Here is a 20919-nt window from a genome sequence, read left to right as displayed (position 1 = left end):
CTTCGGCGGAAACTATTTCGAAAACCGGGGAGAAAAGCGCTCAAACACGCTATCAAAGCTACACTGTGAAATCAACAAAGTGCTACACAAGAGCGTCCTCGTAAGACGTTCGACGAGTCCGATCTCGTCCACGTCGAGAGCTTCGATGCACTCGAAGTCCCCGGCTTTCTCACGCTTCCCGACGAGCCGGCAAGCGACAACGGGACCGGAAACGAGGACGGCGTTCCCGTCGTCGTCGACATCCACGGCGGGCCCGAGAGTCAACGCCGGCCTTCGTTCTCGAGTGTCAAGCAATACTTCCTCGATCGCGGCTACGCCTACTTCGAACCGAACGTTCGCGGTTCGGCTGGCTACGGCAGCGAGTACGCTGCGCTGGACGACGTCGAAAGGCGAATGGATTCGGTCGCCGACATCCAGGCCTGCGTCGAGTGGCTGCAAGACCACTCGGCCGTCGACCCCGACCGAATCGTCGCCAAAGGCGGCTCCTACGGCGGCTTCATGGTGCTTGCCGCGCTGACGGAGTACCCCGACCTGTGGGCCGCCGGCGTCGACATCGTCGGCATCGCCAACTTCGTCACGTTCCTCGAGAACACCGGTGACTGGCGCCGCGAACTCCGCGAGGCAGAGTATGGGAGCTTGGCCGAGGACCGTGAATTTCTCGAGGATATTTCGCCGACGAACAACATCGAGGCGATCGAAGCACCGCTGTTCGTCCTCCACGGCGAGAACGATCCCCGCGTCCCGGTCGGCGAAGCCAAACAGATCGTCGAGCAGGCTCGAGCGCAGGGCGTCCCCGTCCGCAAACTGATCTTCGAGGACGAGGGCCACGGCTTCTCGAAACTCGAGAACCGTATCGAAGCCTACTCGGCGATCGCCGATTTCCTCGACGAGCACGCGTAGAGAAAAGGGGTCAATGGTGCCGTTTCGCTGGCGTTAACCAATCGCAGATCGCTACTGTGGTTATGCGCTGGCGTCGAGGGACCCTGGGACTTGTGGTCGCAATCGCGGTCGTCGGACTGCTCGTCTACGGCGTCGGCTGGGAAACCGTCCTCGAGCACGTCAGCGATGCCCATCCGGCTGCGCTCGCGGCCGCGCTCGTCGCCGGGTTCGGGATGCTCGTGCTTCGCGGACTGGTGATCAACCAGTTGCTTACAGCCGTCGACGGCCCAGCCCGGGGACTCGCCTTCGCGACGGCGTTTCTCTCGGGGTACTTCGCACGGAGCGCCTTGCCGTGGGGACGATCGACGGGCACGCCGGTCATGGCCTACCTGCTGGCGAACAACTCCGACTCGGAGTTCGAGGACAACCTCGCGGTCGTCGCTGCCGCAGAAGGGTTCAACGTGGTCGCCAGCCTCGTCGTCGCCGGCGTCGGTTTCGCGGTCTCCGTGTTGGCACTGGGCGGCGAGTCGACCGAGACGGTCACGACGAGCGTCGCGATGCTCACTGGAGGCGGGCTCCTCGCCGCCGGTCTCGTGGCGATCGTTTTCCATCGGGGCGTCGCTCGAGCCGTCACGATCGATGTCGCGTCGCGACTCGAGAGCGGCGTCGGCCGGCTCCCCTGGCTGTCGCGATTCGAGGGGGCGCTCACCGAACGCATCGACGGATTCTTCCGGACGCTCGAGACGATCCAAGCATCCCAGCGAACGCTCGCAGTCGCGTTTTCGTTCGCCGTGATCGGCTGGCTGTTCAACGCCGCGCCGCTTTACTTCTGTCTGCTTGCACTCGGCGTCGACGTGCCGTTCGCGCTGGTGTTGATCTGTGCGCCGCTTGCATCCTTCGGCGGCGTCGTCCCCTTGCCGGGTGGCAGCGGCGGGATCGAAGTCGTACTGGCGAGCCTGTTGGTCGCGACCGTGGGCGTCTCCGCAGGGGTCGCGACGGCGGCGGCGATTCTCTACCGACTCACGACCTACTGGAGCCACCTCGTGATCGGCGGCTGTGGCGCACTCTACCTTTCGCTGTCACCCACCAAACGGCCCACCAAACGGACCTAGCAAACCGGTGTGGCGTCGAGATCACTCGATGACGCCGGTCTTGGTCGCGACCTCCCGAGCGGCCCGTTCGTTCATCCCATCGCCCAGAATGGTATACCGATCGCGAATCTCGTGACAGGTCGTCAGCGCCTTGAGGACGGTCTCGTCGTCGATTCCGAGTTCGGCGGCGGTCGTCGGCGCGTCGATGCTCGAGAGAGCAGTGCGAATGTCCTGCCAGAAGCCACGCTCGCCGCCGTGGAGGTAGGCGGTCATGATCGAGCCGACGCCGACCTGGTGACCGTGCAGGGCTGTGCCAGGTTCGAGTCGGTCGAGTTGATGCGAGAAGAGATGTTCGGCCCCGCTGGCCGGTCGCGAGGAGCCGGCGATGCTCATCGCGACGCCAGAGGACATGAGCGCCTTGGTGACGATCCAGGCGGATTCCTCCAAGCCGGGCCGAATGAGGTCAGCGTTGTCGACGAGAATTTCGGCCGTCATCTCCGAGAGAGCGGCCGCATACTCGGAGTATTCGACGTCTTTGAGGCGTTTTGCGAGGCGCCAGTCCATCACCGCGGTGTAGTTCGAGATGATGTCGGCACAGCCGGCAGTCGTCAGCTCCCAGGGCGCTTCAGCCAAGATTTCGGTGTCGGCGACGACCGCCAGCGGCGGTTCGGCCGCGACGCTGTGACGGGTGTTCCCGTCGGGGACGGACCCTCGATTGCTGACGATGCCGTCGTGACTCGCCGCCGTCGGCACCGAGAGAAATCCCATCTCGAGGCGCTCACTCGCCATCTTCGCGATATCGATGGCCTTCCCGCCACCGACGCCGACGAGGTAGTTCGCTTCCTCGGCTTCCGCGGTCGCGATAACCGTCTCGACAGCGTCGAACGTCGCCGTTTCGACTGTGACGATCGCCGGATCGACACCGCGGTCCTCGAGGTCGGCGGCGATGGGGTCGGCGGCGACGGCACGCGGTGTCGGACTGGTAACCAACAGCGGTCGACCCTGCATGTGGAGGTCATCGAGGACCTCGACGACCGACTCCCGGACGCCGTGGCCGACGACGACGTTTCGCGGCAGGCGGATCCACGTCGACTTCTCGAACATACCCCATCCCTCACACCCGCGGCCTATACGTGTTGTTCTCCGTCCGACGGTCTGGCTGACGACGATGGACTGTCCAGTAGACCGACAAGCATCTGCAAGCGAACGCATGCCAGTACCTTATTCGCGTGATCGGCCAAGCGACGACCGTAGAACGTAGCAAGCGACGGCCATCAGCACAGTGCTCGAGCGACAGCCAACCGAAGTTTCCATTCAGTCAACGATGAACGATCGACACGATGACCGGCGAGACCGAACGGATCGACGAACCGACCGGACAACCGAGCGCGAGCGATATCGCGACGAATCCGGTGACTGGACCGAAGGCAACACCGGGCGTCCGAGGGATGGCGGCCAGCACCACCCTCGAGAACACGTCGACCAGCCAGGTCAATCGGACGAAGACGTGAGCAACCGCCGCCACGTACATCACGGCGAGCAAGGCGACGACGGGACACCACACGACCAGTACTAAGACGTCCTCGCCCCATCGGCTGCGGTCGAAACCATCGGTGCTTTTGCCGCCCGCTCCCTGCGGACGGCTATGAGCGGCACGTACGTCCTGGTGATCGACGTGTCTGAAGTGACGACGATCGAGGTCGGCGCGCTCGGCACCCTCGAGTTCGACCCCCGAACCTACGCCTACGTGGGGAGCGCCTTCGGCCCCGGCGGCTTCGCCCGAATCGATCGCCACCGCGAACTCGCCCGCGGTGATCGGGACACGCGACACTGGCACGTCGACTACCTTCTCGGTCACTCGCGGACGACGCTCGAGGCCGCCGTCCGGTTTCCCGGCGCCGACCGCGAGTGTGAACTGGCGACAGATCTGCCGGGCGATCCCGTCGACGAATTTGGCGCGTCGGACTGTGACTGTCGGGCACACCTGCTCGCGGCCCCCAGTCGAGACGCCGTCCGCGAGGCGGTACTCGAGGCCGGCGGGGAACTCGCCGTGGAATGACTTCCTCATCAACCGGACTCGACTACTGGAAGCCAATAGGCTATTACAGTGCCTGGTGAATTGGTAGCTATGAGCAATCCCGGCTCAGATTCGACGCCGACGCTCGAGGACGACGCGATGACACGATTCCCGGTTCCCGACTACGACGAACTACCCGAGGACCTACAGGAGCGGATCGACGAGGAGACCGAACAGGCTGGCTTCACCCCCAACGTCTTCGCCGCCTTCGGCTACAAACCATCTCACTTTCGGGCGTTTTTCGCCTTTCACGACGCACTCGTCGAGGACACCGCCCTCGAGCGCGAGGAGATCGAGATGATCGTCGTCGCCGTCTCGGGCGTCAACCACTGTTACTACTGCAACGTCGCCCACGGCGCGCTCGTCAGGATTTACGCCGAGGATCCGACGCTCGCCGACCAACTCGTCGCGAACTATCGCGCCGCGGACATCAACGACGCCCACCGGACGATGCTCGACATCGCCGTCAAACTGACCGAACGCCCGGCCGAACTCGAGGCCGCCGACCTCGAGCGCCTCCGCGAGGCGGGCTTCAGCGAGGAAGCGATGTGGGATATCGCCGCCGTCACGGCCTACTACAATCTGAGCAATCGGCTGGCGACGTTTGCAGATATGCAGCCAAACGAGCAGTTCCACACGCTCGGTCGCGAGTAAGAAACGAATCGAGACTACCGACGGTTAGTCGTCACTTGCCGCGTAACTGGTCGACTCCGCTTCGACCACCGCCTCGGGCGTGCCGGGCAGTTCGTCACGAACGTCGTCCGACCCTTGCTCGGTGATCGCCTCGTAGTACGCTTCAGGCATGACCTTCACGAAGGACTCGAGCGTGCGCTCCCAGTTTTCGAGCAACTGTTTGCCGCGGTCGGAGCCGGTGTAGGCGACGTGGTTCTCGACGAGTCGGCGTAGCATCTCCACGTCTGCATCCTCTAACTCGTCGTGCAGCGAGACCATCCCGGTGTTTGCCTTGGCTTCGAACTCGTCGTCCGGATCGTAGACGTAGGCGACACCGCCGGACATGCCGGCCGCGAAGTTTTTACCAGTCTCCCCGAGGACGGCGACGACCCCGCCGGTCATGTACTCACAGCCGTGATCCCCGACGCCTTCGACGACGGCCTTGGCACCGGAGTTGCGGACGGCAAATCGCTCGCCGGCGACGCCGTTGACGTAACACTGTCCGTCGGTCGACCCGTAGAGCGCGACGTTACCAATCGTGATGTTTTCGGTCGGATCGTAACTCGCGGTCTCGGGCGTTCGGATGGCGATTTTGCCGCCGGAGAGTCCCTTGCCGACGTAGTCGTTCGCGCTGCCGTCTAAGTGCATCGAGACGCCGCTTGCCAGGAAGGCACCGAAACTCTGGCCGGCGGTCCCCTCGAGGTCGACCGTGATCGTATCCTCCGGGAGGCCGGCTTCGCCGTAGCGATCCGTGATACGATTCGAAAGCATCGCACCGACCGTGCGGTCGACGTTCGTGACGTCGGTCGTGAGCGAGACCGGCTCTTCGCTCTCGATGGCGTCTGCAGCCGCTTCGATGAGGTCCCGGTCGAGTTGGTCCTCGAGTTCGTGGTCCTGTTCGCGGATCTTGCGCCGCACGTCGCTGCCGGGGTCGGCGATGACCGCCGAGAGGTCGACGTTGCGGGCTTTCGGGTGGTCGACGTCGGTGCGCTGTTCGAGAACGTCGACCTGCCCGATCATCTCGTCGACGGTCTCGAAGCCGAGTTCGGCCATGATCTCGCGCAGTTCCTGGGCGATGAACGTCATGTAGTTGATGACGTGTTCGGGTTCGCCGGGGAACCGCTTGCGCAGGTCCTCGCGCTGGGTGGCAACGCCGACCGGGCAGGTGTTCTTGTGACACTGCCGGGCCATCACACAACCCGACGTCACGAGCGAGGCGGTCCCGAAGATGTACTCCTCGGCACCCAGCAGGGCGGCGACGGCGACATCGCGCCCGGTCTTCATCCCACCGTCGGCGGAGACGCGAATGCGGTCGCGGAGCCCGGTCTGACAGAGCATCTGGTTGGCTTCCGCGAGGCCGAGTTCCCAGGGAAGACCAGCGCTCTTGATCGAGGTGCGTGGCGATGCACCCGTCCCGCCGGAGTGGCCCGAGATGTGGACCACGTCGGCGTTGGCCTTCGCGACGCCGGCGGCAACGGTGCCGATGCCGGCTTCGGAGACGAGTTTGACGTTGATGTCGGCGTCCTCGTTGGCCGCCTTCAGATCGAAGATTAGCTGTTTGAGATCTTCGATCGAGTAGATGTCGTGCAGCGGTGGCGGGGAGATGAGGCCGACGCCCGGCGTCGACTTGCGCACGTGGGCGATCATCTCGTTGACCTTCTCGCCGGGCAGATGGCCACCCTCGCCGGGCTTTGAACCCTGGGCCATCTTGATCTGGAGTTCGTCCGCACTCGAGAGATACGTCGAGGTGACGCCGAAGCGACCCGAGGCGACTTGCTTGACGTTACACTCCTTTTCGGTGTCGAACCGTTCCGGCGGTTCGCCGCCCTCGCCGGAGTTTGACTTGCCGCCGATGCGGTTCATCGCGATCGAGTTGTTCTCGTGGGCCTCCGGCGAGAGCGAGCCCAGACTCATTGCCGCGGTCGAAAAGCGCTGGACGATGTCCTTGATCGGCTCGACCTCTTCGACCGGGATCGATTCCCGATCGGAATCGAACTCGAGCAGTCCGCGAAGCGTCTGGAGATTCTGTTGTTGTTCGTTGATCTGCTCGGCGAACTCGCCGTAGCGTTCGTAGTCGTTCGATCGGACGGCCTGCTGGAGCGCGCCGACGGTGTCCGGGTTCCACTGGTGGTAGATTCCGTTCGAACGGTGTTCGAACTCGCCGTGGCGGTCCAGATTGGCGTCGTCGTCCGTACCGAAGGCGGCGTCGTGACGTTCCCGAACGTCCGCTTCGACCTCCGCGAGACCGATCCCCTCGGTTCGGTTCTCGGTTCCCTCGAAGTACTCCGCAACGAGATCGCTATCGAGTCCAACGGCCTCGAAGATCTGGGCGCCCTGGTAGCTCTCGACCGTCGAGATGCCCATCTTGGCCATGATCTTCAACAGGCCGTCCTCGAGCGCGCCGATGTACGCGTCGATCGCGACCTGGGTGTCTGCGCCGTCCGGGCCGGCGGTGATGTCCTCGATCGTCTGGTACGCGAGGTACGGGTTGACCGCGCCCGCGCCGTAGCCGACCAGCGTCGCGAAGTGATGCACCGTCCGCGGCTCGGCGGATTCGACGACCAGGCCGACGTGGTTTCGAAGCCCGTTACGAACGAGATGATGGTGGACGCTGCCGGTCGCCAGCAGGCTCGGAATCGCCACTCGGTCGGCCCCGCTGTTTCGATCGGAGAGGACGATCACGTCGTGACCGCCGTCTTCGATCGCCTCGACGACATCCTCGCGAACGCGCTCGATCGCAGCTTCGAGATCCGTGCCGAGTTCCTCGCTCGTCGGCTCGTAGGTGACATCGATCGTCGCCGCCGTGAGGCCGTTTGCCGACGCGTCTCGTACCGACCCGAGTTCGGCATCGGTCAGGATCGGCGAATCGAGGACGAGCTGGCGGGCGTGTTCGGGCGACTCGTCGAGCAGGTTGCGCTGGAAGCCCAGCCGGCTCTCCATCGAGGTGACGAGTTCTTCGCGGATGTAATCAAGCGGCGGGTTCGTCACCTGCGCGAACAGCTGTTTGAAGTAGGAAAACAGCGGCCGATTGAACTCGGTCAGCACCGACAGCGGCGTGTCGTCGCCCATCGAGCCAACGGGATCTTTTCCCTTCTGGGTCATCGGCTCGATCATGTTCTCGAGTTCGTCGTGCGTGTAGCCAAAGGCGGCCTGCTTGGCTCGAAGCTCCGAGACGGATCCTTGGGGCGTGCTATCGCTGGTCGTCAGCACCTCGTCGAGATGCACCTGTTCCTGCTCGACCCACTCGCCGTAGCGGTCGTCGGTCAGGTTCTCGAAGACTTCGTCGTCGGGGATGACCCGACCTTCCTCGGGATCGGCCAGGAAAATCTGGCCGGGCTGGAGGCGACCGCGCTCTTCGATTTCCTCGGGTTCGGTCTCGAGTGCGCCGGCTTCGCTGGCCATGACGAGCTGGTTGTCCGTCGTCACGTCGTACCGACACGGCCGCAGGCCGTTGCGGTCGAGGACGGCCCCGACGCGTTCGCCGTCGGTCGCCGCCACGAGTGCGGGGCCGTCCCAGGGCTCGACCAGCGACGCGTGGAAGTCGTACCAGTCCTTGCGATCCTGGTCCATCGCGTCGTCGCCGCGCCAGGCCTCGGGGACGAGCATCCGCAGGGCGTGTTCCAGATCACGGCCGTCCTCCATCAGGAGCTCGAGCGCGTTGTCGACGCTTGCGGTGTCTGACTGCTCGGGATCGTCGATGATCGGCTTGACCGCCTCGAGGTCGTCGAGGACGTCGCTTTCGATGTCGGTCTCGCGGGCGCGCATCCAGTTGATGTTGCCCTGGATGGTGTTGAACTCGCCGTTGTGGATGATGTTGCGGTAGGGGTGGGCGAGATGCCAGGCGCCGAGCGTGTTCGTCGAGAACCGCTCGTGCACCATCACGAAATTCGATCCGACCCGCTCGTCGGTCAAGTCGGGGTAGTATGCCGGTACCTGAGCCCCTTTGAGAAGGCCCTTGTAAACGATCGTCTTCGAATCGAGCGAGCAGACGTAGAAACGTTCCGTCCCCTCGATGTCGGCATCTTCGACGGCGTTCTCGAGAGCGCGTCGGGCGACGTACAGTCGGCGACTGAAATCCTCACCCTCGACGGCGTCGTTGGGCGCAACGACGACCTGTCGAACGTCGGGTTCGGAGTCGACGGCCGTCGCCCCGAGGTCGTCGTTCGTCGTCGGCACGTCGCGCCACTCGAGTACCTCGAGATCGTACGTTTCGAACGTGTCTGCGACGAGCTCTTCGAGTGCCTCGCACGACGCTGCAGATTGTGGGAAGAACAAAGAGCCGACGGCGTAGGTTTCCGGTAACGACGTTTCGAGAACGTCCGCGAAGAAGCGCTCCGGAATTTGAAGCATGATACCGGCACCATCGCCCGTGTTTTTCTCCGCGCCAGTGGTCCCTCGATGTTCGAGATTCTCGAGAAGTTCGAGACCGTCAGCGACGACGTCGTGGCTGACGTCGCCATCTAAGTCCATGACGACGCCAACGCCGCAGTTCGACCGTGCGTCCCCAGGGTCTGCGAGCCCCTGTGAACGGTCGGTGGATGCCGCTCGATGTGGCTGTGACATACACAAACGTAGTGAGCCACCCCTATATGAGGCTACCCCATAATGACTAAGTGTATTATGTACACATATAATTGTATTTAAGGAGTACTATGCCAACAGTCTCTCAGCCGCGACCGGTCTTGCTATCGGCGGCGGGAACCGATGGCTGGGCTCTCTCGGTGTGTCGTACGACTCGACACGATGTCCGCTACTCGTCGATATCCGGTTGCTCGAGCGGTGGATCGACGGTCGTCGGTTCCGTCGCGTCCGTATCCGTCGCCTCGTTTGGATCGAGCGACCGATCGAGTGGCCGCGCGTCGACGACCTCGAAGACGTCGTCGCGCTCGATCTCCCAGATGCGCAAAACCAGATGTGCTTTGCAGTGGTGTTCGACCAGTTCCATCCCCGTCGCTCGGTTCCTGAGAACGAGCTGGCAGGTCCCGTCGTTCGAACAGTCTCCGAACTGGTCACACATGCGTTCTGGTGACGGGTACACTACTTGCAGGTAAGTCTCTGTCGGTAGATCACCCTATACCATCCTGATACGGGTTGCTGGACCGATCTATCGGCGCGATCGCAGGTGATTACCGTTGCACCGGAGCTGACGACGGTAGCCCATATTATCCACCGAACTCCCGATGTGCAACCTTCATACAGCGGTCTTGAACGACCTGGCGACCCTCGCGTTCGGCACGCGCCGCCGCATCGTCATCGCGGATTCCCAGCTGCATCCACACCACGTCGACATCGTCTCGTTCGAGCACCTCGTCGACGATCGTCGCTACTTCCTCACTCGGGCGAAAAATACAGACGATATCGATCGCCGCGTCGACTGCCGACAGCGAATCGGCCGCTACACGACCCAGTATCTCGTCCGCGAACGGATTGACCGGATGGATGTCGTACCCCTGTTTCTGGAGATACGCCGGCACGTCGTGTGCAGCCTTTCCGGGCGAACTCGAGCAACCCACGACCGCGATCGTTTCGTACTCGAGAATGTCACGGATCTCCGTCGCAGAATCGACTGGCATACTCGATCCGTCCGTGGCCAGATACTAAATGTCGTGGGACGGATAGCCGTCAGATCGAAGCGCAGTCGCCACTACAGACCGGCCGTCCGAATCGCGGGTTCGTCGTCGGTATCCGCCTCGAGCGTAATGATACCGTCGAACAGCTGTTTGAGCGTATTCATCGTCTGGTCGTCGTGTGCCGTCGAGTCGATGACGTACAGCCCGAGCGCGTCGGCACTTTGAATCCGGCCGGTGAATACGTGCAAGAATCGAAAGACGGTCTGTAAATCCGAGTACATCAACAGTGTCGAGACCGAATGCAAGAGGACGCGATTTTCGGTGACGTTTCTTCCCTCGTAGAACTCCTGGAGAAATTCCGAGAGCTTGATGCCGATACCAGTCATGTCGACCGGAGACGAGGCGTACTTGATCCGGGGATCGTCGTCGACGGTGCCGATTCCTCGTTGTTTCGTGACACAGTCGACGACGCCGATATTCGATCCGTCAGATTCGGCTTGGCCGGTGAACTCATCTAATACTTTGTCGGCGCTGTCTTTGGTGGTTACGACGATCGATCCCTCCCCTTGTTCGAGACCACGGACGAGGTTCTCGAACACCAGCGACCGTTTACCAGTCATCGGTGGGCCCGCAACGAGAACGTTCGTCCCCGGGTCAATCTCGTCGACTGGAACGCTATCTACGAGGTCATACATGCCAGGTAGTCACATCCGTCTACACTCGGTGTGTGGATCCGTACTGATGGCGCAGTCCACACGAAGTCTGCTATAACGATGCAGAATCCAGAATATAGTCCTTTTGATTACGGATCGTTACTTCCGGTAATTAGCTATCCGACCCGTTCGAGCGTCGGACCGGTTACAGCCCGCCAAACTCGAGGGCTCGACCGAATATAAACGCGAGCGCAGCCAGAAACGTTCCATACTTGAGCCGTGACTGCCCGGCAGTCGGGTCGTCGAAGCTCTCGTATCCTGCATACAACATGAGGATGTCAGCCGGAATCACCACCAGTAGGTACGCACTGCCGAAGTAACCCAAGAGAAACGGTACCGGACTCGCAAACACACCGACGACGAGCAATCCCAGCGCGATCTGTAGTGCCCGGCGTTCGCCGATCGCGATCGGTAACGTCCGTAATCCCTCCTCGCGGTCCCCCTCGAGATCTTCGACATCTTTGATTATCTCTCGGCTCACCGTCGCGATCGCCGCGAGGATAAACAGGACGACTGCCGGACCGATCTCGCCGACCGCAGCAGCCCCGAAAAGGAACGTACTCCCGACGAGATACGCTACCAACGCATTGCCGAGCCCGGGCAACCCCTTGAATACTTCCGTGTACGCGACGAGCGCGGCGAGGTTGAGACCAGCGATCACGATCGCCACCGTCGGCAACGTCACCGCGAGGCTCACTGCCGCCCCGAAAAGGACGATACTAAAGCCGAGTGCCCCACGTGGACTCACGGCACCACGTGGAATCGCACGCTCGGGCTGATTGATCCGATCGATCTCACGATCGAAATAGTCGTTGATCGCGTTCCCCGCTCCGACGGCCAACCCAGTCGCGGCGACCGCTGCACCCACCGCCAGTGGCTGCTCGAGGACGCCACCAGCGACGAACGCACCAATAAACGTCAATACGCTCGCCGCGACCACGTTCACCGGCCGGGTCAACTCGAGCAATCCACGAACCGTCTCGCCCGCTGGCATACTCGAGCCTGCTCAGTCTGAGTGGTTAAGCGGTCCGATCTGAGACCGACTGCTGGACCGATCCATTCGTGATCCACAACCCCCCATTTCCCCATAATGGACGACAACAGTCCGTCTACCGCCACACCTCGAGGTCACAGACCGTCTCACGGTCGACCGAAAGCCACTGACTCACCCGTTGATCGCCACTCGCATCGATCGGCACCGCAGTCCACATCTCGCCATCGTCGGTCAACAACTCGAGTGGCAACTCTTCACGCACATCGTCATCCGAAATGGGGGCGTCGTGTACCGACATCACACTCATTCGGTTATCTCTCGTTCTATAGATCACCCTCGGTCGTTTTCAACGGATGGGAATCGTCTGTAACCGACGGTGTGGCCACCACTCTCTAAAGCAGTGCAAATCGAGTGACTTATACGGAACCGTCGGAAACTATTCCTCGAGGGCGCTTAGCTCAGTCTGGACAGAGTACTTGGCTTCGGACCAAGCTGTCGCGGGTTCAAATCCTGCAGCGCCCATTCGTTTTCTGGATGGTTGGAATCCAACAGTATCGAAGAACTCAATCAAATTCGGAAACGAAGTCTTCGGCGAGTTCGCCAGCGAGTTCCCGTCCGGTAAGCCAGGTGATCTGCTCGCTGTCGAACCCGTACTGTGGAAGTAGCGATTCTGCCGCTTCACCAAGCGGGATATCGTTTGTTACGATCGTGATTCGATCAGCGGTGTCTTTGAGAAGCATTTCGAGCGCCAGACCCACAATTTCCGTATCTGCTTTTTCGACGGTGTCCTCTGTTCGATCGCTGGCACTCGCAATGAAACTCCGCGCTTGATCCATCACGTTCGACACCTCCGACATCGAATAGGATGGACTTTCGGTGACCTTCATCCACCCCTCCTGAAGTGCTTCGTCGACGGCTGCATCATCGGCGGTATACTCCTCGAGAGCTGGGTCGCCGGTCACTTCGGCATACACCTGTGGCGAGATACGGAAGACGGTATCGCGCCGACGGGCTTCGCGGGCCAGCGCTTGGAAGCGTGTGCTCTCCCGCCGTCCACAACTAATGAGGACCGACGAATCGATGAAAACGACGTCTCTGTCGCTTTCCATACCGATCAGTCCTCAACGACGGGCCGTAGTGCGTTCAAAATAACGCCTGCTTCCAAGGGTGAGATCTCTTGCTCGCGAGCCATAATCTGGTGCGTCACCGATCCGTCGACGTATTCCTGCGCGTATTCGATCGCAACGGCGAGCCCGTCCAATCCGTGGCGATCGATGTACGTATCGATGTCGTCGTCCTGCGTTCGACGGGCAATCGCCTCGACCAACTCCGCCGTGATTCGCCGTTCGGTATCGTCTTCTACCAGTTGGAGGTCGATCTCCTGAGCTGTATACTCTGCCGGCCGACCCTCATTTGCTTGGTCGATGAAGCCTGCGGCTTCGAGATCGTCGACGTATTCGTAGACTGTCCGCTGTGGAAGCTCAAGCGTCTCGACGATTGCTTGGATCGTGGTCTCCGGATGATGGCGGATATAGGTATAGATCCATGCTTTGCGGGCGTTTCTAAGCAGTGCAAACACCTCGCCACCAGTATCGAGCGGAGTTTCCCAGTTCGCTTCTCTCGTTGCCATCTCTAGTAGCGAATTGCACGCGAAACGCAAAAGCCTTGCTGAGACAGAACCGAACGAGATGTCCGTTTGTACGGACAAATCTGGTGATGGTACTCGATAGACTGAAAGAGGCCACTGGAACAGCGCGTCTTGCGTACCAAGCGAGACTTCCATCGCTATCTCACGACTGTATCTGCGGGCAATGCCAGAAAGATATGGAAGTGCTCAATTACTGATCGATACGACCAGAGTGTCGTGTTATAGCCGATCTAGATAATCCCTCCGCTGTTCCATCTTTTCTTTCTCTGTACGTTGGTCGTAGTGCATCTCAAGCACCTGTTCGGAGACGTTTGCTCGATCGCCGACTGCCTTCATTGGCCAGTCTTGCTGGAGTGAGTGGGTGATTCCACCGCGACGAAGTGCATGCGGGCTCTCGCTCGACGGACACTCCGAAGCACGTTCGTAATCAGTCGCTGGACAGTCGTCGATGTCACGTCCATGGGGACACTCCCCAGTCGAAATGCATGGCCGCGTATACCGATAACAGTCTCCTCGAAGCGTCGTCGTATGAGCTCGCCCCTGTGACGTCGTAATAAGCGGCTCACGCCCGTGTTCATCCATCGACGCTGGCCGGCGCTGGTCAATCCAGTCGATCAGAAGCTGACACACCTCGTCCGACAGCGCGATAAACCGTTCACCGTCTGTGCTGTTCTTGATCGGCGTATCCGTCTCAGGTCGATGGACGACCTCTAAGGACTTCTCTTCAGGATCGAAATCGTCCACGTCAAGCGACCGAATCGCTCCGACTCGCATCATCGTATGCCACATCAGTGCGATCACCACGTGATGTCGAGATGCGTATTCGTAGCAACGGAGGTACGCGAGTAGTTCTTCGGCGCGCTCCTCCTCGAGCATCTCGTCACGCACGTTATCATCACCGGTCAGGTTCGGCGATCGAATTTTCACGTGGAGGTCTTCCGGTGCTCCATCGATCGATTCCACCCACCTGATGAAGACCCGTAGCGTGTCCATCTGGGTCTTCTCGGTTGCGGGTGAGAGATCACCTTCATCCCGCCGCCACAGCCGGTATCGGTGCAGCTTTCGACCAGTCAGATTATTCAGGTTCGTGATCTCCTCGTTGTTACACCACCGGATGAAATGCCCAAGTCGGGATCGATGTGAGCGAATCGTCGCTTCGGTGACGTTGTTCTCCCTGTCAGCCAGGTACAATTCGAGCGCGGTTTCCGGTTCGATTGGTTCCAAACTCATGACTCTCTGGGTGCGAACTCGAGGCCAGAGCCACCGATTTCAGATCGCCGATTTACGCCGTTTCAGGGCCAGCAAGGGACTTCGTTCACCTCGTGACCGAGAGCCTGCAGCGCCCATCCGTCTTTGACTCGGTGCGAATCTAACACCCAGCAGCGGCGCATTTATTTCAGTTTGGGCTCAGACGCGCAAGAGTTCATACGCTTTTTACACGAGGGTCGGGACCGTCGCATGACTCCCTCGAGCCACATACTCTCTCGATAAAACGACCGAATAAAATAGCGTGAACGATCGAAAACAGAGAGAAACTCACGCTGACGACTGTCGGGATCTATAGGCAGTCACGACTGCACTCGAGATGCCGATGACCGACATTCGACCGGATCACCACGAGAGCGTCGATCACGAAACCGTGCGCCGAGTCGGGAAGTTCCTGCTCGCTTGCCTGGGCTTGGTGGTGCTGTCGTCACTGGTGTCGTTGTTGCCCGGGATCGACAGACTCGTTCCCGGAACACCGATATCGTTCGTTGCGGTCGTGAGCGCCGTCGTCACCCTCGCGATCGTCGGATTACTCGTCTATTTGGCGCCTGCACTCGCGAAACTCGTTCGATCGGTGCTCGAGGGCCCCGAACAGGTCGTCGACGATATCGCGGCGATCGTCCAGTTAGTGGTGGTGTTTGTCGCGGTGCTGGTGGCCCACCAGGGACTCGCACCCGCGATCGGTCCCCTGCTGGGTGGTCTCGGGTGGGTATACGACCTCGTCTTCCTCGCGATAGCGTTGCCGCCGCTCGGAATCCTCGCGGCTCGAATGTACGTCTCGCTCGATCCGATGGCCGAACTGTTGGCAAACCGGGTGGCCGGCACCTCGAGCGAGCCCCGCGACGACGACCAGTCGACCTAACCCGGTTCAGAACGCTTTTTGTCCCTGCCGGATCGAACACCGACGATGGACGAGACGGACGGTCGCCACGTCGCGGAGCCGACTCGAGCAGGCGTCCGGGATACGTACGATCGCATTGCCACCCACTTCGCGTCGACGCGGGAGTACGCCTGGCCCGAGGTCGAGGCGTTCGTAGACAACCACGCGACCGGCCGGGAGTCGGCCGACTCGCGTGGCGGCGTTGGGGTGGATCTCGGCTGTGGGAACTGCCGGCACGCCGAACTCCTCGCCTCGCGGGCCGGCCTCGAGTGCGTGCTCGGTATCGACGTGAGCCGGGGCCTTCTCGAAACGGCTCGAGCGCGTGCAGACGAGCGGGCGTTCGATGTCGAACTCCTGCAGGCCGACGCCGCGGCGTTGCCACTCGCCGACGATGTCGTCGCAGTCGGCGTCTACGTTGCCACGTTGCACCACCTGCCGTCTCGGGAGAGCCGACTGCGAAGTCTCGACGAGCTCGCACGGGTCCTCGAGCCGGATGGGCGAGCGCTGCTCAGCGTCTGGTCGACGGCTCACGACCGCTTCGACGCCACAGAGGGGTTCGACACGACCGTCGAGTGGACCCTGCCCGGCGGTACCACTGTAGATCGTTTCTACCACATCTACGCCCCCGACGAGTTCGAAGCGGATCTCGACGCGAGCGATCTCCGCTGTCTCGAGTGGGAGCTCTCGAGTGGAAACTGCTATGCGACAGTCGCCGGCGCGGATGTCGAGTGAGTCGGACTGCTGTCGTCTGTTCCGGCACGACCGCCAGCGGGCCGACCGAAATGAGAAGAGTCTTAAATTCGACGCACCCAATTTTGGGTGTCGAGCGCGGATGGTCTAGTGGTAGGACCTGAGCCTTCCAAGCTCATGGCCCGGGTTCAAATCCCGGTCCGCGCATTCCTGCGGTGAACGAATTCGTGAGCCGCAGGAATCGAATAGGGATTTGAAGCACGCGAGTCCCAGCGTCCAAGCGGCGCGAGGACGACCGTCTCGCAGTCGGGTTCAAATCCCGGTCTACGCACTTTTCGGCGGTAACGCGAACGTAGTCAGCGATACGTCGTAGGGCGAAGACTCATACGGATTGCTGTAACGATTTACCGGCGTACCCGCCGCCCGGGTCGCGGGTGCGCCGGCAATGACTTACAGTAAACCGTATCACGCCAAGCGGACGTGGGGTGAAAATGCGAGACAGAGGGATTAACGAAGGACATCAAAGCGCGTGAACGAAGCGGAACGCGATCGTCTTCGCGTGATTCAAATCTCGGTTCGCCCCCTCGGACGGCGAACAAACGCGTGAGCTGCAGTAATCGTACCAGTAAACCGTATCAGAGCACGTCGAGGATAACGATCGAAAGATACAGCTGACCGATACCGGCGGCGATCATGACCACGCCGGCGATGCGTTTGAGCGTGTCGCCGTGTGCGGCGAGTCGGCCGGCGCTGGCGACCAGTCCCATCCCCGTCGCGACGGTCAGGGCGACCATCAGGACGACGACGCTGCCGACGTAGGTACCAAGGACCGCGAGGGCACCCGACGGCTCGAGCGCGACGGCTCGGGCGACGACGCCGAAGAGGTAGACGACCGAGCAACCGGCCGCGGCCAGGGCGTAGCCGGCGCCGAAGATACCGAAGCCGAGCAGACTCGAGCGCCGCTGTGGCAGCTGAATCGAGATGGACGGTTCGCGGTCGAAGAAGACGAGGAGGCCGGCGAGGACGAGGATGGCGCCGATGAGCGGCTCGAAGTAGACGATCGACGACATCGTCGCGTGACCGACCAGAAACGCCAGTCCGAGGACGACGGCGAACGTCAGGAGAACGCCCATTCCGGCGACGAGACCGCGGCCGATCGCGCCGGGGAGGGAAGCCTGTTGGCCCTCGGTCTGGCTGACGTAGAAGCCGACGTAACCCGGTAACAGCGGGTAGGCACAGGGTGAGAAGAACGTCAGGATGCCCATCGTCAGTGCGAATCCGACCGAAGAGGCTACCGCTGCGTCGATCATCGGTCCTCGGATGCCTCGAGTGCCTGTTCGATGCCGGCGACGAGTTCGTCGGCCGTCTTGACGCCGGAGTCGGACCACTGGACGGTCCCCGAGGCGTCGATGGCGACGGCGCTTGGATAGCCACCGGCGAGGTAGCGTTCGGTCAATTCGGCCGTACGGTCGAGGCCGACGGTCCAGTCACCGTCGTTGTCGGCCCACCATTCCCGGAGTTCGTCCTCCGTAATCGCCGCGTTTTCGCCCACGGATTCGTTCGTGACCGACATGAACAGTACCTCGTCGCCGATCCGATCGTTGGCCTCGGCCAGGGCGGGCATCTGTTCGATACAGGGCGGACACCAGGTGCCGAAGATATCGATGAACGTCGCTCGATCCGGTGCCGGCACCAGTTCCGTTCCGGCCTCGCTGCCCTGGGCGTCGATCGTCTCGATCTCGAGGGGATCCTGATCGCCGGCTATACCGGCTCCCTCGCCGTCGCGTTCTCCATCGCGGTTCCCGTCGTCGCCACTGGCCCCGGGTACGTCTCCATCCGGGCCGTCCTCGAGTAACGCGTCGGACGAGGGGAGACCGTAGACGGCGACTGCGCCGGCACCACCGAGGACGCCGATACTCCCCAGACCCGCGAGGATGTCTCGTCGGCGCATCGTCACTCGGTGGCGACCGTTCGGGCGTCGTCGACGATCGTCTCGATGCTGACGGCCTCGCGATCTCCGACGGCGTTTGGATAGGCCCGTTCGACGATCCCCTCCGTGTTGACGAGCACGATCAAGTTGTAGTGGGTGAAGGTGTACTCGCCGTGATCGTGGTCGTCGTGATCGCCACCGTCGTGGTTTCCGTCGTCACCATCGTGATGCTGGCCGTCACCATCGTGTTGGTCGCTCGCTCCCTCCTCGAGGTCCTCCTCGTCTTCGACGCGCTGGAACGGCATTCCGAAGGTCTCCGAGATCAGCTGCTCGCCCTCTTCGTAGCTTGCTGGCCGGAGGAAGTGCCAGTTACCAGCCTCGAGATCGGCGCCCTGTTGGTGGCCGTACTCCTCGAGGACCTCGGGGGTATCGCGTTCGGGATCGAAGGTCATCGCCAGCAGGTTGAGATCGTCGGCATACCCATTCTCGGCGGCATCTTCCTGGGCGCGTCGTAGCCGCAGGAGCAGTGCTGGACAGGCGCCGTCGGGACACGCGGTAAAGAAAAACGTCAGCAGAAACGCGCGTTCGCCGAGGTGATCTTCGAGCGAGACGGTCTCGTCGGTGAGTGGGTCAGGAAGCGAAAACGACGGGAATGCGTCGCCGTGAATCGGGTGTGAGGGATCGCCGCGTGACTCACGCGGCGGATCGAGCACGGTCGGGCCGTCCGGTTCGCTCGAGGCGCGTTCAGCCTCGGGCGTGCCGTCCCCGTTGGCGCTCCCCGACGCCCCGAAGTCGTCCAGACAGCCGGCGAGTCCGGCCGCCCCCGCCACGCCGAGTGTCTGCAGGCATCGCCGTCGTGTCCGTCGTTGCATACGCGATACCTAGAGACGGCACGATCAAAGGTCCGTTGGTGTGGCTCTCGAACGCACTCGAGTGGTGGCCCCCGCGCCGTCGCCACTCGAGACTCGTAAACGACATCGTACATCCGTCGAACGATCCGAAATCGGTCGAAACGAGCGGGTACGAGCGGGATAACTATCGGTGGGTGTCGAGTACGCCCAGATCATGTCTCGATCGAACCGCTCGAGTATGCGTATCGGCTGTCCGGCGTGTAACGCGACCGTGAATACGCCGTTGCCGCCCGGTCCGGGTCTCGTCGATGTGAGCGACGAGACGCTCCAGGATGATAGCAACCGACTGCAAGGGACCGAAACTCGCTGTCAGCACTGTGGCCACGAACTCGAACTCTATTATTACTGAGAGCGTCCCGGTTGCTGATCCATTTCCGTGGCGAGTTCGATTCGTCTGGCCCCAGTCCAGCCGGTGCCACTCTCGATTTACGTCTCCGTTTCCCAGCCTCGCGGCGAGTCGTTCAGCCGTTGGCTCCCGTCTTCGGTGACGACGACGAGGTCCTCGATCCGGACGCCGAACCGGTCGTCGAGATAGATGCCGGGCTCGACGCTGAAGACCATCCCCGGTTCGAGTTCGCGATCGTTGTCCGCGACGAGGTAGGGCGGTTCGTGGACCTCGAGGCCGACGCCGTGGCCGGTTCGGTGGCGGAACGCCTCGCCGTAGCCAGCGGTTTCGATGACGTCGCGGGCGGCTCGATCGACGGCCGCGGCGCTGACGCCTGGCTCGATAACGCCGATGGCTGCCTGTTGTGCCTCACAGACGGTGTCGTGAACCGCGGTGTAGCCCGCTGGTGGGTCACCGACAACGATCGTTCGCGTCTGGTCACCTGGATACCGACCGGCTCCGGCCGGCAGCTCGGCGTCGACGAACGCGCCGAAATCGAGGACGATCGGGTCCCCGTGCTGTATCTCGCGGTCGCCGCTGTGGTGGTGTGGCCGTGCCGCGTTCGGGCCCGATGCGACGATGGTCTCGAAGGCGGGTTCGACGCCACCGGCGTCGGCGAGGTGTCTCTCGATCTCGGCCGCGAGCTCGGCCTCGGTCGTCCCAACGAGGTCCGTCCCACGTTTTCGTATCTCGAGTGACACCTCGTCTGCGATCGCGCTAGCTTCGGCCAGGGCCTGCCGTTCGACCGCGTCTTTTCGGAGGCGTAACGGTTCGAGGGCGGTGCTGGCGAGCCCGAAGTCGGCGCCAGGACACAGCGATCGAACGTCCTGAGAGAACGTCTCCCAGAGTCTGTCGTCGAGCAGGATCGTCCGACCGCGACCGGTCTCGATCCCGTACGACTGGAGGATGTCCGCGACGACGGCGACGGGATCGTCGTCGTCGCTCCAGGTCCTGACGGTGAGCCCGTCGACGGGCAGCGCCGCGAGTTGGGACTCATACAGGGAGGGTGCGACGACGGTTGGATCGCCTTCTCGCGGGACAAAACAGAGGAAGTGTCGTTCGGACGGCGATTCCTGAAACCCTGTAAGATACGTCAGATTCGGGCCGGGAAAGACGACCGCAAGCGCCGCGTCGGTCGCCTCGAGTTCGTGTCGACAGGCGTCGATCCGATCGTCGTACAGAGAGGCCATACGGGAGTGTCACCGACGGAGCC

The 20919-nt window shown here is 62.0% G+C and carries 20 protein-coding genes, 2 tRNA genes and 2 pseudogenes; 10 read left to right on the top strand and 14 right to left on the bottom strand.

Going from position 1 to position 20919, the window contains the following annotated elements:
* Positions 1–96: 96 nt before the first annotated feature.
* A pseudogene (locus tag D8Y22_RS04615) lies at positions 97–900 on the top strand (alpha/beta hydrolase family protein); the annotation flags it as partial.
* Between the two features lie 62 nt (positions 901–962).
* Positions 963–1991: a lysylphosphatidylglycerol synthase transmembrane domain-containing protein gene (locus tag D8Y22_RS04610; protein WP_141463544.1), complete on the top strand. Its 1029-nt coding sequence runs from the start codon at positions 963–965 to the stop codon at positions 1989–1991.
* 21 nt (positions 1992–2012) lie between these two features.
* Here the strand turns inward: D8Y22_RS04610 and D8Y22_RS04605 are convergent, their stop codons facing one another.
* Positions 2013–3074 (bottom strand): NAD(P)-dependent glycerol-1-phosphate dehydrogenase, encoded by a 1062-nt coding sequence (locus tag D8Y22_RS04605; RefSeq protein ID WP_141463543.1) that lies wholly within the window; start codon positions 3072–3074, stop codon positions 2013–2015.
* A gap of 236 nt (positions 3075–3310) precedes the next feature.
* On the opposite strand from D8Y22_RS04605, the gene D8Y22_RS22230 reads away from it, so the two are divergent.
* From D8Y22_RS22230 to D8Y22_RS04595, 3 genes are all read left to right on the top strand, one after another.
* Positions 3311–3481, top strand: a complete 171-nt coding sequence (locus D8Y22_RS22230) for a hypothetical protein (RefSeq protein WP_174811753.1) — start codon at positions 3311–3313, stop codon at positions 3479–3481.
* Between the two features lie 134 nt (positions 3482–3615).
* Positions 3616–4029, top strand: a complete 414-nt coding sequence (locus D8Y22_RS04600; protein WP_141463542.1) for a GIY-YIG nuclease family protein — start codon at positions 3616–3618, stop codon at positions 4027–4029.
* 69 nt (positions 4030–4098) lie between these two features.
* A complete protein-coding gene (locus D8Y22_RS04595) occupies positions 4099–4701 on the top strand; it encodes a peroxidase-related enzyme (protein WP_141463541.1) in 603 nt (200 codons plus the stop codon).
* A 24-nt stretch (positions 4702–4725) separates the two neighbouring features.
* On the opposite strand, the gene gltB is transcribed toward D8Y22_RS04595, so the two are convergent.
* From gltB to D8Y22_RS04565, 6 genes and pseudogenes are all read right to left on the bottom strand, one after another.
* The gene (gene gltB / locus D8Y22_RS04590) at positions 4726–9282 is read right to left on the bottom strand and encodes a glutamate synthase large subunit (RefSeq protein WP_141463540.1); all 4557 of its coding nucleotides are present in this window, start codon (positions 9280–9282) and stop codon (positions 4726–4728) included.
* A 274-nt stretch (positions 9283–9556) separates the two neighbouring features.
* Positions 9557–9736 (bottom strand): annotated as a pseudogene (locus D8Y22_RS04585) (hypothetical protein); the annotation flags it as partial.
* Between the two features lie 145 nt (positions 9737–9881).
* Complete coding sequence (locus tag D8Y22_RS04580) at positions 9882–10292, bottom strand: CoA-binding protein (protein ID WP_141463538.1); 411 nt, start codon at positions 10290–10292, stop codon at positions 9882–9884.
* Between the two features lie 71 nt (positions 10293–10363).
* The gene (locus D8Y22_RS04575; protein ID WP_141463537.1) at positions 10364–10984 is read right to left on the bottom strand and encodes an RAD55 family ATPase; all 621 of its coding nucleotides are present in this window, start codon (positions 10982–10984) and stop codon (positions 10364–10366) included.
* A 163-nt stretch (positions 10985–11147) separates the two neighbouring features.
* Positions 11148–11996 carry a geranylgeranylglycerol-phosphate geranylgeranyltransferase gene (locus tag D8Y22_RS04570; protein ID WP_141463536.1) on the bottom strand — a complete coding sequence of 283 codons (849 nt, stop codon included), beginning with the start codon at positions 11994–11996 and terminating at the stop codon, positions 11148–11150.
* Between the two features lie 115 nt (positions 11997–12111).
* On the bottom strand, positions 12112–12294 hold the full coding sequence (locus tag D8Y22_RS04565) for a DUF7511 domain-containing protein (protein ID WP_141463549.1): 183 nt from the start codon (positions 12292–12294) through the stop codon (positions 12112–12114).
* A gap of 149 nt (positions 12295–12443) precedes the next feature.
* Here D8Y22_RS04565 and D8Y22_RS04560 point away from each other — a divergent pair.
* A tRNA-Arg gene (locus D8Y22_RS04560) sits at positions 12444–12518 on the top strand.
* A gap of 41 nt (positions 12519–12559) precedes the next feature.
* On the opposite strand, the gene D8Y22_RS04555 is transcribed toward D8Y22_RS04560, so the two are convergent.
* The 3 genes from D8Y22_RS04555 to D8Y22_RS04545 form a co-directional block, all read right to left on the bottom strand.
* Positions 12560–13105: a FliH/SctL family protein gene (locus tag D8Y22_RS04555; protein WP_141463535.1), complete on the bottom strand. Its 546-nt coding sequence runs from the start codon at positions 13103–13105 to the stop codon at positions 12560–12562.
* 5 nt (positions 13106–13110) lie between these two features.
* A complete protein-coding gene (locus D8Y22_RS04550) occupies positions 13111–13626 on the bottom strand; it encodes a DUF7437 domain-containing protein (RefSeq protein WP_141463534.1) in 516 nt (171 codons plus the stop codon).
* Positions 13627–13863: 237 nt separating this feature from the next.
* A complete protein-coding gene (locus tag D8Y22_RS04545) occupies positions 13864–14874 on the bottom strand; it encodes a tyrosine-type recombinase/integrase (protein WP_141463533.1) in 1011 nt (336 codons plus the stop codon).
* Between the two features lie 361 nt (positions 14875–15235).
* Here D8Y22_RS04545 and D8Y22_RS04540 point away from each other — a divergent pair, with 361 nt between their 5' ends.
* The 3 genes from D8Y22_RS04540 (at position 15236) to D8Y22_RS04530 (ending at position 16687) form a co-directional block, all read left to right on the top strand.
* On the top strand, positions 15236–15772 hold the full coding sequence (locus tag D8Y22_RS04540) for a hypothetical protein (protein ID WP_246084353.1): 537 nt from the start codon (positions 15236–15238) through the stop codon (positions 15770–15772).
* A gap of 45 nt (positions 15773–15817) precedes the next feature.
* Complete coding sequence (locus tag D8Y22_RS04535; protein WP_141463531.1) at positions 15818–16522, top strand: class I SAM-dependent methyltransferase; 705 nt, start codon at positions 15818–15820, stop codon at positions 16520–16522.
* Between the two features lie 94 nt (positions 16523–16616).
* Positions 16617–16687, top strand: a tRNA-Gly gene (locus tag D8Y22_RS04530).
* 428 nt (positions 16688–17115) lie between these two features.
* Here D8Y22_RS04530 and D8Y22_RS04525 read toward each other — a convergent pair.
* From D8Y22_RS04525 to D8Y22_RS04515, 3 genes are read right to left on the bottom strand one after another with little or no spacing between them, the layout of a single operon-like run.
* Entirely contained in the window at positions 17116–17790 is a 675-nt protein-coding gene (locus D8Y22_RS04525; RefSeq protein WP_141463530.1) for a cytochrome c biogenesis protein CcdA, read from the bottom strand.
* Positions 17787–18431 carry a TlpA family protein disulfide reductase gene (locus D8Y22_RS04520; RefSeq protein ID WP_141463529.1) on the bottom strand — a complete coding sequence of 215 codons (645 nt, stop codon included), beginning with the start codon at positions 18429–18431 and terminating at the stop codon, positions 17787–17789. Before D8Y22_RS04520 ends, D8Y22_RS04525 begins: the two co-directional genes overlap by 4 nt.
* A gap of 2 nt (positions 18432–18433) precedes the next feature.
* Positions 18434–19282, bottom strand: coding sequence for an SCO family protein (locus D8Y22_RS04515; protein ID WP_141463528.1), 849 nt, complete (start codon positions 19280–19282; stop codon positions 18434–18436).
* Positions 19283–19475: 193 nt separating this feature from the next.
* On the opposite strand from D8Y22_RS04515, the gene D8Y22_RS04510 reads away from it, so the two are divergent.
* Positions 19476–19670, top strand: coding sequence for a hypothetical protein (locus D8Y22_RS04510; protein ID WP_141463527.1), 195 nt, complete (start codon positions 19476–19478; stop codon positions 19668–19670).
* A 77-nt stretch (positions 19671–19747) separates the two neighbouring features.
* On the opposite strand, the gene D8Y22_RS04505 is transcribed toward D8Y22_RS04510, so the two are convergent.
* Positions 19748–20896 (bottom strand): M24 family metallopeptidase, encoded by a 1149-nt coding sequence (locus tag D8Y22_RS04505; RefSeq protein WP_141463526.1) that lies wholly within the window; start codon positions 20894–20896, stop codon positions 19748–19750.
* Positions 20897–20919 lie beyond the last annotated feature (23 nt).

The sequence above is a fragment of the Salinadaptatus halalkaliphilus genome (genome assembly GCF_006543045.1).
Taxonomy (GTDB): domain Archaea; phylum Halobacteriota; class Halobacteria; order Halobacteriales; family Natrialbaceae; genus Salinadaptatus; species Salinadaptatus halalkaliphilus.
This window is presented reverse-complemented; position numbering and strand designations above follow the sequence as displayed.